16 protein-coding genes and 1 pseudogene are annotated in these 15,337 nt (G+C 73.2%); 11 read left to right on the top strand and 6 right to left on the bottom strand.

Translation table 11 applies throughout. From position 1 onward, the window contains the following. Window positions 1-145 precede the first annotated feature (145 nt). Window positions 146-550 (top strand): type II toxin-antitoxin system PemK/MazF family toxin, encoded by a 405-nt coding sequence (locus ADK65_RS18650; protein ID WP_053671395.1) that lies wholly within the window; start codon window positions 146-148, stop codon window positions 548-550. A 98-nt stretch (window positions 551-648) separates the two neighbouring features. Here the strand turns inward: ADK65_RS18650 and ADK65_RS18645 are convergent, their stop codons facing one another. Then, window positions 649-1,854, bottom strand: a complete 1,206-nt coding sequence (locus tag ADK65_RS18645; protein WP_053671393.1) for a flavin-containing monooxygenase — start codon at window positions 1,852-1,854, stop codon at window positions 649-651. A gap of 216 nt (window positions 1,855-2,070) precedes the next feature. Between ADK65_RS18645 and ADK65_RS18640 the strand changes: the two genes are divergently transcribed. The 5 genes and pseudogenes from ADK65_RS18640 to ADK65_RS18625 all read left to right on the top strand — a co-directional run bounded on the left by ADK65_RS18640 (window position 2,071) and on the right by ADK65_RS18625 (window position 4,772). Then, window positions 2,071-2,520 carry a DoxX family protein gene (locus tag ADK65_RS18640; RefSeq protein WP_053671392.1) on the top strand — a complete coding sequence of 150 codons (450 nt, stop codon included), beginning with the start codon at window positions 2,071-2,073 and terminating at the stop codon, window positions 2,518-2,520. After that, window positions 2,520-2,945 carry a Zn-ribbon domain-containing OB-fold protein gene (locus ADK65_RS18635; RefSeq protein WP_053671390.1) on the top strand — a complete coding sequence of 142 codons (426 nt, stop codon included), beginning with the start codon at window positions 2,520-2,522 and terminating at the stop codon, window positions 2,943-2,945. The genes ADK65_RS18640 and ADK65_RS18635 overlap by 1 nt, the downstream gene beginning before the upstream one ends. A 140-nt stretch (window positions 2,946-3,085) precedes the next feature. After that, window positions 3,086-3,688: a GNAT family N-acetyltransferase gene (locus ADK65_RS18630; protein ID WP_053671388.1), complete on the top strand. Its 603-nt coding sequence runs from the start codon at window positions 3,086-3,088 to the stop codon at window positions 3,686-3,688. Window positions 3,689-3,750: 62 nt separating this feature from the next. Continuing rightward, window positions 3,751-3,831 (top strand): annotated as a pseudogene (locus ADK65_RS38095) (DUF4287 domain-containing protein); the annotation flags it as partial. A gap of 59 nt (window positions 3,832-3,890) precedes the next feature. Next, on the top strand, window positions 3,891-4,772 hold the full coding sequence (locus tag ADK65_RS18625; protein ID WP_053671385.1) for a GNAT family N-acetyltransferase: 882 nt from the start codon (window positions 3,891-3,893) through the stop codon (window positions 4,770-4,772). Between the two features lie 67 nt (window positions 4,773-4,839). Here ADK65_RS18625 and ADK65_RS18620 read toward each other — a convergent pair whose 3' ends face one another. The 3 genes from ADK65_RS18620 to ADK65_RS18610 all read right to left on the bottom strand — a co-directional run bounded on the left by ADK65_RS18620 (window position 4,840) and on the right by ADK65_RS18610 (window position 7,580). Beyond that, window positions 4,840-5,511 carry a pyridoxine/pyridoxamine 5'-phosphate oxidase gene (locus ADK65_RS18620; RefSeq protein WP_053671384.1) on the bottom strand — a complete coding sequence of 224 codons (672 nt, stop codon included), beginning with the start codon at window positions 5,509-5,511 and terminating at the stop codon, window positions 4,840-4,842. A 224-nt stretch (window positions 5,512-5,735) separates the two neighbouring features. Further along, window positions 5,736-6,275: a CYTH domain-containing protein gene (locus ADK65_RS18615; RefSeq protein ID WP_053671382.1), complete on the bottom strand. Its 540-nt coding sequence runs from the start codon at window positions 6,273-6,275 to the stop codon at window positions 5,736-5,738. A 135-nt stretch (window positions 6,276-6,410) separates the two neighbouring features. Beyond that, the gene (locus ADK65_RS18610) at window positions 6,411-7,580 is read right to left on the bottom strand and encodes a thiolase C-terminal domain-containing protein (protein ID WP_053671380.1); all 1,170 of its coding nucleotides are present in this window, start codon (window positions 7,578-7,580) and stop codon (window positions 6,411-6,413) included. A 106-nt stretch (window positions 7,581-7,686) separates the two neighbouring features. On the opposite strand from ADK65_RS18610, the gene ADK65_RS18605 reads away from it, so the two are divergent. Together ADK65_RS18605 and ADK65_RS18600 are read left to right on the top strand one after the other, a co-directional pair. Continuing rightward, window positions 7,687-8,886, top strand: a complete 1,200-nt coding sequence (locus tag ADK65_RS18605) for an acyl-CoA dehydrogenase family protein (protein WP_053671379.1) — start codon at window positions 7,687-7,689, stop codon at window positions 8,884-8,886. Beyond that, window positions 8,883-9,353 carry a nitroreductase family deazaflavin-dependent oxidoreductase gene (locus tag ADK65_RS18600; protein ID WP_053671377.1) on the top strand — a complete coding sequence of 157 codons (471 nt, stop codon included), beginning with the start codon at window positions 8,883-8,885 and terminating at the stop codon, window positions 9,351-9,353. The genes ADK65_RS18605 and ADK65_RS18600 overlap by 4 nt, the downstream gene beginning before the upstream one ends. Before the next feature lie 96 nt (window positions 9,354-9,449). On the opposite strand, the gene ADK65_RS18595 is transcribed toward ADK65_RS18600, so the two are convergent. Continuing rightward, window positions 9,450-10,097 (bottom strand): TetR family transcriptional regulator, encoded by a 648-nt coding sequence (locus ADK65_RS18595; RefSeq protein ID WP_167345935.1) that lies wholly within the window; start codon window positions 10,095-10,097, stop codon window positions 9,450-9,452. A 122-nt stretch (window positions 10,098-10,219) separates the two neighbouring features. Between ADK65_RS18595 and ADK65_RS18590 the strand changes: the two genes are divergently transcribed. From ADK65_RS18590 to ADK65_RS18580, 3 genes are all read left to right on the top strand, one after another. Continuing rightward, window positions 10,220-10,942, top strand: a complete 723-nt coding sequence (locus ADK65_RS18590; RefSeq protein ID WP_078956040.1) for a VOC family protein — start codon at window positions 10,220-10,222, stop codon at window positions 10,940-10,942. A 193-nt stretch (window positions 10,943-11,135) separates the two neighbouring features. Further along, window positions 11,136-13,535, top strand: a complete 2,400-nt coding sequence (locus tag ADK65_RS18585) for a PQQ-binding-like beta-propeller repeat protein (RefSeq protein ID WP_053671373.1) — start codon at window positions 11,136-11,138, stop codon at window positions 13,533-13,535. Window positions 13,536-13,733: 198 nt separating this feature from the next. Further along, a complete protein-coding gene (locus ADK65_RS18580; protein WP_053671372.1) occupies window positions 13,734-14,327 on the top strand; it encodes a hypothetical protein in 594 nt (197 codons plus the stop codon). A 23-nt stretch (window positions 14,328-14,350) separates the two neighbouring features. On the opposite strand, the gene ADK65_RS18575 is transcribed toward ADK65_RS18580, so the two are convergent. Beyond that, window positions 14,351-15,298, bottom strand: a complete 948-nt coding sequence (locus ADK65_RS18575; protein ID WP_053671370.1) for an alpha/beta fold hydrolase — start codon at window positions 15,296-15,298, stop codon at window positions 14,351-14,353. Window positions 15,299-15,337: the final 39 nt, after the last annotated feature.

Genomic DNA, 15,337 nt, shown 5'->3' with positions numbered 1-15,337 from the left:
CGTCAGGAATGGCCCGGAGCGTGCCAAGTTGGCTGTGGCACGCTGGAGTGATGAGGGATGCGGCCTCCGGTCGTGATCCTGCGTTCCTTCCGTGTCCCGCACGGGGCACGCAGCGTTCGCCCACGGTCTCGTGCCAGGAGGACACATGCAACGCGGTGAGGTCTGGTGGGCCGACTTCGATGAGCGACGCCCGGTCGTGCTGCTCTCGGACGAGGAGTCATCCGGGTTCCGGGCGATGCAGGTCGTTGCGCCGGCGGGCGTCGACATGAGCGGCCTGGGCGTTGAAGTGGCCGTAGGAGCCCCGGAAGGACTGCCCTTCGAAGGCGTGCTGCGGTTCGCGTTCCCGCGTCCGGGCTTCACTCCGTGCACATGGCTGACCACCGTGGCCCGGGACGACCTGATCGAGCGGGCGGGCGTGTTGTCCTCCGTGAAGCTCAGCGAGGTGGGAGAAGCCCTCCGTGCCGCTGGGCAGAGGAGGGAGTGGACCCCGACGACGGCTGCCAGGCTCCGCGAGATCAAAGATGCCCGCCGTCGCGAAGGACTCGGGTAGGGGACGCCTGTCCTGCCCGGCTCGATCTCGTCGACGACTGACCGCTCCCCCTGTCCACCGCACTCCAGCAACAAGATCACGATCTACGGCCGGACCCTTTACCCCGGCAGCCGGGACACGCTCCCCGGGCCGTTCCGCGTGACGGCCTTCGCGATCTTCACCGCGTCGAGTGCCAGCTCGCGGAGGTTGCCGCTGATCGGGTTGGTGAAGCCGGTGAAGTACAGGCCGGGGGCGGTCTTCGCGGTACGGGCGCCGTGGGCCACGGGCCTGCCCCGGTCGTCGAGGACGTCGAGGTGGCCGACCAGGCCCTCCAGGGCGCGGACGTAACCGGTGGCGGCGATCACCACGTCCGGGGAGATCCGGCTGCCGTCGGCCAGGGCGATCTTGCCGCCGTCCTCGAAGCCCTCCACGGCGGCCACGATCTCGACCCTGCCCTTGCGCACCGCGTCGATCAGGCCGACGTCCTGCACCGGGATCGCCCCCTGCCGCACCCGCGTGTACAGCCCGGTGTCGGGGCGCGGCAGTCCGTGCGCCGACAGGTCGGGCACGGCGACCCTTGCCTGCACGCGGGAGATGCGGTCGACCAGGCCGACCGGCAGCCGGCGGACGAGGACGCCGCTGTACTGGGCGGCCCAGCCGGCGGTCGAACGGCGCACGATGTGGGGGACCGTGCGCACGGCGAGCCGGACCCGGGAGGCGCCGTTCTCCACCAGGTCGACGGCGATCTCGGCGCCGGTGTTGCCGACCCCGACGACGAGGACGTCCCGGCCCGCGTAGGGCTTTCCGCTGCGGTACTCGCCGGCGTGCAGGAACTCGCCGGTGAAGGCGGAGCGGCCGGGCCAGTCGGGCAGGCGCGGGGTGTGGTTGTAGCCGGTGGCGACGACCACCGCCGCGCCGGTCAGTTGCCGGCCGCCGGTGGCGTGCAGCAGCCAGCCCGTGCCGTCGGGGGCGCGCTCGACGCGGGACACCTCGACACCGGTGACGATCTCCAGGCGGTGGTGCTCGGCGTACTTGTCCAGGTACCGCACCACGTCGTCCCGGGACACCCAGCGTCCGAACCGGCGGGGCATCGGCAGTCCGGGCAGGGCCGAGAGGCGGCGGGTGGTGTGCAGGTGCAGCCGGTCGTAGTGGCGGCGCCAGGACGCCCCGACGTGGTCGGACTTCTCCAGGACGACGGCCCGGACACCCCGGGCGCGCAGCGCGTACGCCACGGCGAGCCCGCCGGGGCCGCCGCCGATGACGTAGACGGGGCGGTCGGGTGGGGGCTGTGCGGAGGCGTGTGTGGGGGGTGTGGAGTCGGCCATGAGCGCGAGCGTAATCACGGGACTGGTTGATGGGTCTCGGTCAAGACCGGAATTGGTTTCGGATTGATCACGGCTGTAACGGGAGGGGGTGGGGCTCGTGGCGCAGCGGGTCCGGTTGTGGCGGGGCGGTGATCGTCGCCGGCCGCGCCACCTTCGGAGGGCTGGGCCCCGCGGGGACTCTTGCGCATCCGCTGATCTGACGTACCGTCAGATCGCATGGACGCGATCTGGCTCACCGGAGCGGAATGGCTGGCCGTGCTGCGGATCGGGCTCGGGCTGTGGTGGCTGGAGAGCTGGCGGCACAAGGACCGCACGGCCTGGTTCCAGCGGGGTACCGGCATCGCGTGGGCCGCGGGCATAGCCGCCGAGCACCGCTGGAGCGCCGTCCGCCGGGGCTTCGAGGCGGCCGTGGCCCCGCACCCGCGCCTGATGGCGTACGTCGTCGTCTACGCGGAACTCGCGCTCGGACTGGGCCTGATCACCGGCTTCCTCACCCCGGTCGCCCTGGTCGGCGGGTTCCTCCTCAACGCCCTGTACTTCACGCTCATGGTCCACGACGTCGCCGAGCAGGGGCAGAACTCCATGATGGCGCTGATGTCGGTGGTGGGGTTGTTCGGGATGTCCTGGCAGACGTGGTCGCTGGACAGTGCGCTGGGGCTGTTCTGATGACCGGCCGCTTCGACCTGCCCGAGCCGGACGCCTTCACGCGGACGTACTGGGACGCCGCCGCCGAGGGCAGACTGCTGATCCGCCGCTGCGGGGCGTGCGGCCGGGCCCATCACTACCCGCGCGAGTTCTGCCCCCACTGCTGGAGCGAGGACGTGACGTGGGAGACGGCGAGCGGCCGCGCCACGCTCTACACCTGGTCCGTCGTCCACCGCAACGACCTGCCGCCCTTCAAGGACCGAGCCCCGTACGTCGCCGCCGTGGTCGAACTGGCCGAGGGGCCGCGGATGATGACGGAGATCGTGGGGGCCGGGGAGCCGCTCGGACCTCTCGCGGGCGAGGGCGCGGGCCTGTCGGCCGGGGCGGAGCTCGAGGTGGCGTTCCGGGAGGGGGTGCCGGTGTTCCGGGCGGCGCCGAGGGGCTGAGTGGTGCGCCGCAGGGAGTGGGGCGAGCGACGGCCGCCGGTCGCCCCGGCCGTTCGGCACGGACGGTCGACGCGACCCGAAACCGGGCCGTCCCTCGAACACGACGGTCGATCACCGGAAACAGGGGCTTCAATAAGACCATGGCCCCCATACGCGACCAAGCCCTGACCGGCCCCCAGCCGGATCTGCACGGCCACGGCCTCCGTCTGCGCCCCTGGGACGCGGCGTCGGGTGCCGACGTCGACACGTGGCTGCGCGGACTGCGTGATCCGGAGTTCCGGCGCTGGAACACCCCGCTGCGGCCGGTCACCGACCCGGCGAGTGCGCGGGAGTCGCTGCTCGCGCGGGCGCAGAGTGCCCTGGAGGGGACGTCGGTGTCGTTCCGCGTCGCCGACGCGCGCAGCGACACCCCGCTGGGGCACATCGGCGTCAACGAGATCAAGTACCACCTGAAGGTCGCCCGGGTCGGCTACTGGGTGCTCCCGGAGGCCCGCGGCCAGGGCGTCGCCACAGGTGCTCTCCTGCTCGCCGCCCGCTGGGCCCTCACAGAACTCGGCCTGCATCGATTGGAGTTGGACCACGCGGTCGGTCACGACGCCTCGTGCCGGATCGCCGAGCGGTGCGGGTTCCCGTGCGAAGGCACCCTGCGCGGCGCGATCTTCCAGGAGGACCGGCACGACGCCTTCCGGGACGCCCATCTGCACGCCCGCCTGGCCACGGACCCGGAGCCCGCGGATCCCTGAAGGGGCCCGACATGGGGTGTGACGGGCGTCACTTCGGGTGGGTGATCAGTTCCGCCCGGCCACTCAAGGCCGAACACGGCCTGGGGCACGGCCACGCCAACGCGCTGGTGGCGCACACGCTCGCCGAGGACGGCGGCAAGTGAGCCCGGGGCCCGCCGGAAAATCAGAGGTGCACGTCAGGTGCCGGACGGCACCATGAATCATGGACACCGATACGAACACCCAGGCGGAGAAGACCGGTTGGCACGTGACCCCCGACCTCGACGACTTCCTCGCCCGAGCGGGAGCCTTCCTCCACTCCCGGCCGGCGCTGCACACCGTGCCGTTGACGGTCACGGAGACGCTGCGGGCCAACGGCCGGAGCGTGTACGGAGACGGCGCACCGGAGTTCGGCGTCCTGGAACGGGACGGCGCGGTCCGGGCGACCTTCTTCCGCACCCCGCCGCACTGGCTCAACCTCACGGCTCTCACCCCCGAGGACGCCGACCGTCTCGCCGCGCGCCTGGCCGCCCTCGGCCGACGCCTGCCCGGCGTGAACGCGGACCGGGACACCGCAGCCGCCTTCGCCGATGCCTGGCAGCGGCACACGGGCGCCCCGGCCACCCTGCGCCAGCGCCAGCGGCTCTACCGGCTCGGCACCCTGACCGCACCCGGGCCCGTGCCGCCGGGCCGCCCCAGGGTCGCCGTCGAGTCCGACCGCGAGCGACTCCGGCGCTGGCACGACGAGTTCAGCGAGTCCGTGGACCTGGGTACCGTCCGTGACTCGGCGGAGTGGGCGGACGCCCGCATCGACAGCGGCACCATCACCTTCTGGGAAACCCCCGACGGCACGCCCGTCGCCATGGCCGGCACCAGCCCCCGGGTCGCCGGCCAGGTCCGCATCACCACGGTCTACACCCCGGCCCACCTGCGAGGCCGCGGTTACGCGGGCGCGGCGACCGCCGAGGTCAGCCGCACCGCCCTGGCCGCCGGAGCGGACGAGGTCCTCCTCTTCACGGACCTGTCCAACCCGACCAGCAACGGCCTCTACCAGCGCATCGGCTACCGCCCGGTGGCGGATTTCGCGGTGTACGACTTCGCGTAGGCGAAACCGTCACCGGCCGAACGCCCCGGGCCACCGGTCCCGGGCCGAGGCCCGGGGCCGCCCGTCCTCACGGCCACAGCAGCTCCCGCGCCCACGCTTCCCCGCCCCCTTCCCGTCGGTAGCGGAGCCGGACGTGCCGTCGTCGCTCGTCGCCCTGGAAGAACTCCACCTCCTCGGCCCGCAGCCGGTACAGCGTCCAGGACGGCACCGGTGCCCCCGGCTCGCGCGACGCCCGTTCCCACGCCGACTCCGAGGCCCGGGCCAGATCGTCCAGGGACGGCAGGAGCTCGCTCTGCCTGCCGGTCAGCGCCGCCGCCAGGGCGCCCGTCGACCGGGCGTGCAGGTCGCCCTGGGCCTCCTCGGACGGAGCCGCCGTCACCGGGCCGCGCACCCGGACCTGGCGGCCCAGCACCGGCCAGTAGAACCCGAGCGCGGCGTACGGGCGGGCGGCGAGGTGGCGGCCCTTGCGGCTGCCGGTGTGGGACGCGAAGGACCAGCCGTCGGCGTCCGCGCCGTGCAGCATCACGATCCGTACGTCGGGCAGGCCCGACTCGTCGGACGTCGCCAGCGACATGGTGTGCGGCTCGGTCTGCCCGGCCGCCACCGCCGCCGCGAACCACTCGGTGAACAGGGGCAGGGGAGTGGCCGGAGCGGTGTCCGGCTCGAAGGAGGGCAGGTCCGTGACCTTCGGGTCCCAGACCCGCAGTGACCTCAGCAGTTCGTGAAGATCGGTTGCCATGCCTCGATTGTCCGTCACCGGTTCCGCCGACCCTGGGGGTATGCGCCGGTCAGGCCTGCCGCAGGTCTGACGACAGCCACCCCCCCGGGCGCATTCGCAGCACCTGATGCCCGGCCGGTTCCGCCGGGAAGAGGACGGCGGACGCGGTGTTCGGGTCGGCGATCATGGCGCAGCAGTTGCAGGTCGAGCAGCCGACCAGCCGGCCAGGTGTCGCAGGCGCCGGCCTACTCGAAGCGCAGGTCGGCGATGGAGTCCAGGTCGATGCCGTACAGGCTGTAGACCTTGGTGGTGTTGACCGACGTGAGCCGGCCGTGGTCGATGCCCAGCGCGGTGGCAGCCGTCCACACCTGGGCTTCGTCATCGGCCTCGATCTCCAGGTACGGCGGGATGCGGGGCCATTCGTCGACCTCCAGGCGGACGGCGCCGAGGGTGTACGAGGTGCGCCGGTTCTCCTGGTAGCCGCGCGGCGTCAGGCCGGTGAGCCGCAGCAGAGCGGCGGTTTCCTCGAAGCTGTCGACGGTGACCTCGGTCTCGTGGGTCCCGTCGACGGCGTCCGTGGTGATCTGCTTGACGCAGAGAGTGGTGTCGGTTCCGGTGTCGCGAAGCCGCACCCAGCGGCCGGGGACGGCCGGGATGGTGTCGTACACGTGTCGCCGCATGAGGCGCGTGCCGGTCGTGCAGGTGCCGCCGGCCTCGGTGATGAGCCGCGCGATCTTCGCGGGGTGGACGTCGAGGGCTTTCGCTTCGTACTCGATGCCTGCCATGTGGTCTCCGATCGCTGGTCGCTGCTGGTGTCCAACGACCGTGCAGCGTAAGTGGCCGCAGCCCGGCAACGGCCGCCACGGGGCCCGCGCGTACGTGGTGCCGAGCCGCCGCACCGCCCGCAGCGGCCCCACCCCTCACCCCGCCCCCAGCACCACCGTCCCCGACGAGCAGAACCAGCCCCCCGTCCCCGACGCCACCGCCAGCCGCGGGAGCGTACCGTCGCTCCGCCGCACCTGCCGCTCCCCGCACTCCCCGCGCAGTTGCCGCACCGCCTCCACCAGCAGGAACAGCCCCCGCATCCCGGGGTGCTGCGCCGACAGTCCGCCCCCGTCGGTGTTCACCGGCAGCTCACCGCCCGCCACCCGCAGCCGCCCCTTCTCCACGAACGCCCCGCCCTCGCCCTTCCCGCAGAAACCGAGGTCCTCCAGCGTCACCAGCGTCATGTACGTGAACGCGTCGTAGAGCTCGGCGAAGTCGATCTCCGAGGGGCGTACCCCCGCCCGCTCGAACGCCAGCCTCCCGCTCACCGCCGCGGGCGAGACCGTGAAGTCCGGCCACTCGGACATCGCCGCGTGCGAGACGGACTCCCCGCTCCCCAGCACCCACACCGGCGCTGTACGGCAGTCCGGTACGTACTCCTGCGCCACGAGCAGCACCGCCGCCCCGCCGTCGGAACGGACGCAGCAGTGCAGCTTGGTGAAGGGGTCGGCGATCACGGGCCCGGCCAGGACCTCGTCGACCGTGATCGGCGTGCGGAACATCGCCTCGGGGTTGAGGGCCGCGTTGGCCCGGGCCTGTACCGCGACCTGGGCCAGCTGCTCGATCGTCGTGCCGTACTCGATCATGTGACGGCGGGCCGCCATGGCGTACTTGGCGATCAGGGTGTGGCCGTAGGGGACTTCGAACTGCAGGGGGCCGCGCGTGCCGAAGGACAGGGTTCCGGTGCGGCGGCCGGCCCGGACGTCCGCGCGGGCCGTCGAGCCGTAGACGAGCAGCACCGCGCGGGCGTGCCCGGCCGCGATCGCGTCCGCCGCGTGGGCCGCCATGACCTCCCAGGTGGAGCCGCCCACGGAGGTGGAGTCGACCCAGCTGGGGCGCAGGCCCAGGTACTCGGCGACCTCCACGGGCGCCAGTGTGCCGAGGCCGGCCGAGGCGAAGCCGTCGACCAGCGACCGGTCCAGGCCCGCGTCGGCCAGGGCGCGCCGGGCCGCCTGGGCGTGCAGGGCGTACGGGGTCGCGTCGTCCACCCGGCCGCAGTCCGACAGGGCCACGCCGACGACGGCCGCTTTCCTCCGGGCCACCATGAATCTGACGGTACATCAGATGTGGTCGGGTGCGGCAGGGCTCTGGGCTTCCCCTTTCCGGCGCCCTAATATGACGCACCGTCAGATGCGGAGAGAGGTGCCCCCCATGGACGCCCGCTTCACGGACGAACAGCACGAGATCCGCCGCACCCTGCGCGAACTCCTCGGCAAGCGGTGCGGTCACCAGGAGCTGCGGGCCGCCGTCGACACCCCTGCCGGGCACGACCCCGCCCTGTGGGCCCTCCTCGCCGGCCACCTCGGCCTGCCCGCACTGGCCCTTCCCGAGAGCCACGGCGGCACGGGCTGCACCGTGACCGAACTGGCGCTGGCCTGCGAGGAGACGGGCCGGGCCCTCGCCCCCACCCCGCTGCTGGCCACCGCCGTCCTCGCCGCCCCGCTGCTGCTCGCCCTCGGCACCGGCGCCCAGCGGGCCGCGCTCCTGCCGTGCGTCGCCTCCGGCGAACTCACCGCCGCCCTCGCCATACCGGGACCCGCCCTCGCCACCGCCCTCGCGCTCACCGGCCACGACCGGGGCGGGCGGTGGGCCGGCGGGGGACGGGCCGGCGGCGTGCAGGCCCGGCGGGCGGAGGGTGGCTGGCAGCTGTACGGGCAGGCCGACCAGGTCCTCGACGGACACAGCGCGGGGTTGCTCGTGGTCGCCGCGCACACCGGGGGATTCGCCCGCTCCCGGGTGCTGCTCTTCCTCGTGCGCGCGGACGCCGCCGGTCTCACCCGCGCACGGCAGACCGCACTGGACGCGACCCGCCCGCAGGGCAGAATCCAACTGCGCCATACGCGGGCCGAGTTGCTGGGTGATGAGGACTTCGACGCCGTCGCCGCCCTCGCCGGGCTCGGCGGCACCGTCGCCGCCTGCCTCGCCGCCGAGGCGGTGGGGGCCGCCGCCCGGGTGCTGGAGCGGACCGTCGAATACGTGGGTCAGCGCGAGCAGTTCGGGCGGCCGGTCGGCTCCTTCCAGGCGGTCAAGCACCGGCTGGCCGACGCGTACGTCCAGGTCCAGGCGGCCCGCTCGGCGGCGTACTACGCGGCCTGGGCCGCGGCCGGAGCCACCGCCCCGGCCGGTGAGGAAAGGGCCGGCGCTCTCGCCCTCGCCCAGGCGCTCGAAGCGCTGCGCCGGGCCGCCGCCGAGGGGATCCAGCTGCACGGCGGCATCGGATTCACCTGGGAGCACGAGGCTCACCTGTACTTCAAGCGCGCCGCGGGCGACGAGCTGCTGTTCGGGCCGGTGCACCGGCTGCGGGCGCACGCGGCCGACGCGGCCCACGTCTTCGAGGAGGCCGGCACATGAGGGGCGCACGCATGGTGCAGAAGGTGTCGTCGACCCGGGGGTTCGCGCGGGTGGCGCCGCACGTGATACCCGCCCTCGACCGGGCCGTCCACCGCCTCACCCGGGGAAAAGTGCTGCTCAGCGCGCACATGCTGCCCGGCGTGGTGCTGACCTCGACCGGGGCGAGGAGCGGGCAGCCCCGTCGTACCCCGCTGGCCTGCATGCCGGAGGACGGCGGGCGCCGGTGGATCCTGGTCGGGTCCAACTTCGGACGGCCGGGGCACCCTGCCTGGAGCCACAACCTCCTCGCGCATCCCGAGGCGGAGATCAGCTTCAAGGGCCGGGACGTCCCGGTCACGGCCTCGCTGCTGGCGGGGGAGGAGCGGGCGGCGGCGTGGCAGGCGCTGCTGGCGTTCTGGCCGCCGTACGCGGCGTACCAGGCGCGGGTGGAGCGGGAGATCCGCGTCTTCCGGCTCGTACGGAGGTAGGACGCGGGGCGTGAACGCGCGACAGGCGGTGGTCCACCGGGGTGGACCACCGCCTGCCAGACAGGACTTGGCTGGGTAAAAGGCTTTCGCGCCGCGCTACTTCGTCGGCTTCCGGCCGGTGACGCCCAGGTGCACCAACAAGGCGAGATTCGGCTTCAGTTCGGCCTGCTTCACGCCCCAGGAGGAGAAACCCTTCTGGTGGGAGGCGACGGCCGCGAGCATCGCGACGAGCGAACCGGCGACGGCCGCCGGGTTCACGTCCTTGTCGACCCGGCCCTTGGCCTGGAGCTCGGCGACGGCGTCCGCGAGGGAGTTGTTCACCGAGTTGAGGATCTTCATGCGGAGTTTGTAGAAGCGCTTGTCGCCCTCGGCGGCGCCGAGATCCACGACCCGGAGGATGGCGTCGTTCTTGCGCCAGAACTCCAGGAAGCCGTCGACGAGTTCCTGAGCCGTCTGCCAGCCGGCCTTGCCGGCCCAGGAGCGGCCCTCCAGGAGCTCGGTCAACGCGGCGCCCTCGGTCGCCATTTGCTCGGCGATCTCCAGGACGGCGCCCTCGACGTCCGGGAAGTACTGGTAGAAGGTCGCGGGCGAAGTACCCGCCTTCCGGGCGACATCGATGACCTTGACGTCCCGGTACGGGGAGGAGCTGAGCATCTCGCTGAGGCAGTCGAGCAGCTTCTGCCGGGTCGCCTGCCCACGTCGGCCGGCCACGCGGCCGTCGACGGTACGCACTTGTCCTGTCATGACGTCAGCTTACCGAGGCGTGATCGGGGCGCGATTCGGCCGACTGCAAATGGGGTGTAAGGGAGTGCGGAGGCTGGTGTGCCTGGTCTGCGGTGTGCGGCAGTCGCGGTTACGTTGTCCGCATGGCCGAAAACAGGGCATCGGTGTACGGAGAGGGCGTCCCCTGCTGGGTGGACGCGCAGCTCCCGGACGTCGAGGCGGGCAAGCGGTTCTACGGTGAACTTTTCGGGTGGACCTTCGAGGACTGGTTCGGCTCCTTCGCGCAGGCGCTGAAGGACGGCGAACCCGTGGCCGCCCTGGTCCGCAAGGTCGACGGGCGGCTGCCCACCGTCTGGACGGTGTACTTCGCGACCCCGGACGCACCCGCCCTGGCCCGGCGCATCCGGGACGCGGGCGGTCAGGTCGTCTCGGCACCGGTGCCGGCCGGTGAGCTGGGCGTCACCGCGCTCGTCACCGACCCCGAGGGTGCCGTCTTCGCCCTGTGGCAGCCGGAGGACCACCCCGGATTCGGCGCACGGCACGAGCCGGGCACCTTCGCCTGGGTCGAGCTGTACGCCCGGGACACCGAGGCGGCCAACGCCTTCTACGGCGATCTCTTCCATGAGGCCCTGTTCGGGCCGGAGGCCGAGCCCGACTTCGGCCGGGCCCCCGTCACCACCGTCTTCTCCGACCGGATGCCGCCCCACTTCCTCGTGCACTTCGCGGTCGAGGACGTACCGGCCGCGCTGGAGGACGTGCGGCGGCTCGGCGGCCGGGTCCAGGCGCCGCCTTTCGCGACTTCGTACGGAGAGGTCGCCGTCGTCACGGACGATCAGGGGGCCTCCTTCGCGCTGCTGCACCGCTGAGCGCGCATCATTTGGTCATTATTCGATCACTTCCATACCGAGACATCCCAATTGTCACCGGGTTCGCCACCAGGGCTCCGGCCAGGAAGAATCGGGGTGCGTGCCGCCATGGCGGTGCGGTGGTGAGACGCTGCACGAAGGTCGCGTGGAACATGTGGCTTGGCGCGGCTCGTACGGGGAGGTGGCAGGCAGAGTGGTGGATCAGCTGACGCAGCACGATCCGCGGCGGATCGGGCCGTTCGAGGTGCTGGGGCGGCTGGGTGCCGGCGGCATGGGGCTGGTCTATCTCGCGCGTTCGGCATCCGGTCGGCGCGTGGCGATCAAGACCGTCCGGACGGAGCTCGCCGAGGACCAGCTGTTCCGGGTCCGCTTCACGCGGGAGGTGGAGGCGGCCCGCGCCGTCTCCGGCTTCTACACGGCCGCGGTCGTGGACGCCGACCCGCGCGCCGCCGTGCCGTGGCTGGCCACTGCGTACGTCCCCGCGCCCTCCCTCGAGGAGATAGTGAACGACTGCGGCCCCATGCCGGCCCAGGCGGTGCGCTGGCTGGCGGCGGGCGTGGCCGAGGCGCTCCAGTCCATCCACGGTGCGGGCCTGGTGCACCGCGACCTCAAGCCGTCGAACGTCCTCGTCGTGGAGGACGGCCCCCGGGTGATCGACTTCGGTATCGCCTCGGGCGTGTCGAACACGCGTCTGACGATGACGAACGTCGCCGTCGGCACCCCCGCCTACATGTCCCCCGAGCAGGCCAAGGACTCCCGCAGCGTCACCGGCGCCAGCGACGTCTTCTCCCTGGGCTCGATGCTGGTCTTCGCGGCCACCGGACACCCGCCCTTCCACGGTGCCAACCCGGTCGAGACGGTCTTCATGCTGCTGCGCGAGGGCCCGGACCTCGAAGGACTCCCGGACGAGCTGCGGCCGCTCATCGAGTCCTGTATGCAGATGGACCCCACGGCCCGCCCCAACCCGGCCGACCTCCAGGCCCAGCTCGCCCCGCACCTCTTCGGCTCCGGCTCCGACGACAGCGGCACGGCCTCCGCGTGGCTGCCCGAGCGGGCCGTGGGCCTGATCGAGTCCCGCCGCAACGGCCGCCCGGCCGGCAAGCCCGCCCAGGCCACCGGCCGCAGCGGCGGCGGACGCCCTGGCCCCGGCCCGAGCCCCGCGCCCATCCCGCCGCCGCCCGCGCACGACCCCGTCGTCCCGGCGCCGGCGCCCGCCGCGTCCGTGGCCGCCCCGGCCGGCGGCCCCGACACCGGCCCCGTCCGGCTGGCCGGCGCGCAGGTGCCCATCGGCCCGGGCCCGCGCGTCGCCGACGTGCGCGCCGCCGCCGTCATGGCGCCCCCTCCCGAGGCCGCCCTCGCCGCCTCCTGGGCCAAGCCCCGCCCCGGCGTCAACGGCACCGGCCCCGCCGTGGGCCCGGCCGTCGCCGCACCCCCGGCCCCGGCCGCGCCGCCGGAGCAGGCAGGCGGCTGGCGGCCCTGGCGCTTCCGCATGTCCAACGACGTCTGGGGCACCCCCGCGGTCGCCGACGACCTGGTCTACGTCACCTCCTTCGAGGTGCACGCCCTGGACGTGGCCACCGGCCGCCGCCGCTTCAAGACCCGGGACGTCGCCTGGTCCATGGCGGTCGCGGAGGGCAGGATCCACGCCTCCGACGGACCCACCCTGTTCGCCCTGGACGCCCGTGAGGGCGCCGACCTGTGGCGCCTGCAGACCGACGCCTGGGTCTACACGCTCCAGGCCGGCCGCGGCACCGTCGTCACCGGCACCCGCGGCGGCGGTGTGCAGGGCTGGGAGGCCTCCGGCGGCCAGAAGCTCTGGGAGCTCACCGGCTGCCAGACCGACTTCGAGTCCCCCGAGGCCGGGCCGGTCCTGCACGACGGCACGGTCTACGTGTGGCAAGACGCCCGGCTGCGCGCCCTGGACGCCCGCACCGGCGAGGAGCGCTGGTCGTACCCGATCGGCGACGCGGCCTCCTGCGGCGGCGTCCCGATCCGGCTCACCCAGGCCCCCGACGGCTACGTCTACGTCTGCGCCGGCACCCGTGTCCTCGCCCTGGACGTGGCCGCCGGGCACGTGAAGTGGCACTTCGAGGCACCGGCCGTGTTCCTGTGCCCGCCCACCTTCGTCCCCGGCCCGGCCGTCACCGGTGGTGGCATCTACCTCGCCGACTACCTCGGCACGGTCTACGCCCTCGACGCCACCGACGGCCGCGACCGCTGGCGCATCGCCACCGAGTCCCGCTCCTGCGTCGACCCCGTCCTGGTCGCCGCCGGCCATGTCCACGTGGGCAGCGGCAAGGGCCTCTACACGCTCGACGCGGTCACCGGCACGCCGAAGTGGCGCTTCCAGGCGGGTGGCGACATCGTGGGCGCCCCCTCGGTCGCCGAGGGCCGGATCCACTTCGGCTCCACCGACCACCTGCTCTACACCCTGAAGGCCGACGACGGCAGGCTGCGCTGGAAGCTCGCCACCGGCGGCGAGATCACCGGCTCCCCGGTCGTCCGGGACGGGGTGGTGTACGCGTGCAGCAAGGACCGCTGTGTCTACGCGCTGGACGCGGAGAAGGGCACGGGCACGGCCCGCACCGCCTGACGGGTCCCGGACGACCGCAGGACCGCCGCACCGGCCCGGGACGGCCGTCGCACCGGCGTACGGAAGGGGATCCGGACGGCGGCCGTCGTTCGTTGGGGAGCGGTCCGTCCACCGCTTCCACCCCCGACGCTACGCCGGGCACGCCCCGGTCGCCACGCGGTGACATGGCCGTGACAGACGATCACTAGGCTCTCCGGCATGCAGACACGGGGGCGCGGGCTCAGATTCACGGCGGTGCTGGTCCTGGTGGTGCTGGCACTCACCGGTTTCTCCTCCGGCCGGGGCCGCGGCGGCAGCCACGGGCACGGCGGCGGTGGAGGCGGCGGGTGCAGCAGCGCCGGCCAGGACCACGACAGTTCGAGGTCGTCCACGTCGAGCGGCGGCGCCTACGGCTCCGACGACGATGACCACGGCGGCAGCTACGGCAGCTCCGGCAGCACCGGTGGCAGCTCCTACCACCGCAGGCCGGCCTACGGCTCCACGCCGACGTCCTCCTCCGGCTCCGGCAGCCGCAAGCCCCTGGAGGACGGCACCGCGCGGCTGGTGAGCTGCGCGACCCCGGCGGCCCCCTACGCGACCGTCGAGGTCGGCAACCCCAACGGCCGCACGGCGGACTTCTCCGTCTCGGTGACCTTCGAGAACGACCTCGGCATCACCGTCGTCAGCCGGCACGGTGACGTCACGGTCCCCGCGAACGGCAAGGCGACCGTCGACGTCCGGGTGGGCGACCCGGGCCTGGTGGACTCGGTCGACCACTGCAAGGTCGAGGGCCGGGCCCTCGTCGACGACTGACGCCGCCCGCGGACGACGGGACGTCAGCCCCGCAGCTCCGTCAGGAACTCGATCAGCGCCTCGTTCACCTCGGCGGGCCGCTCCTGCTGCGTCCAGTGACCGCAGCCCGGCAGCACGAGCGGCTTGCGGCGCAGGTTCGGCATCAGGCCGGGCAGCCGCTCGATCAGTTCCGGCGTGCCCGGGAAGGCCGGGACCAGGTCCCGGTCGCCGTAGACGTACAGCGCGGGCGGGGACACGACCGCGCCCTGCCAGGGGGCGGTCAGCTCCCAGTTGCGGTCCAGGTTGCGGTACCAGTTGAGGGCGCCGGTGAAGCCCGGCTCGAAGCTCTCGGTGAGTGTGTCGAGGTCGCCCTCGGTGAGCCACGCGGGCAGCACCTCGGGGTTCGGCGCGTCCGCGAGCCAGCCGCGCTCCGGGTCGGCCAGGGCCTGCTCGGGCCGTCCGGCGCCCGGCGCGTCACCGGAGGCGGAGTACAGCAGCTTGCGCAGGGTCGTGCGGGTGTCGGCGAACTCGGCCTCCGCGACGCCGGGCCGGTTGAAGTAGTTCCAGTAGAAGCGGCCCCCGAACCGCTCCTGCATGGTCTCCAGCGGAGGCCGGCTGCCGCGGAAGGGCGGCGGCACGCTCAGTCCGGCCACCCCGCGCACCACGTCCGGCCGCAGCAGCGCGGTGTGCCAGGCCACCGGGGCGCCCCAGTCGTGCCCGACGACGAACGCCCGCTCCTCGCCCAGCGCGTGGATCAGCCCGACCACGTCTCCCACCAGGTGCAGGATGCTGTACGCGGACACGTCCTCGGGGCGGTCGCTGCCGCCGTACCCGCGCTGGTCGGGCGCGACCACCCGGAAGCCGGCCTCGGCCAGCGGACCGAACTGGTGGCGCCAGGAGTGCCAGGACTCCGGGAAACCGTGCAGCAGCACCACGAGCGGGCCCTCGCCCTGCTCCGCGATGTGCAGTTGTATGCCATTGACGTCGATCATCCGATGCTCAACCACGCCCCGAGCATACGCGTGTAGGGG

This window comes from Streptomyces sp. NRRL B-1140, from assembly GCF_001280065.1.
GTDB lineage: Bacteria > Actinomycetota > Actinomycetes > Streptomycetales > Streptomycetaceae > Streptomyces.
The sequence above is the reverse complement of the archived record's forward strand: the minus strand, read 5'-3'. Positions and strand labels throughout refer to the sequence as shown.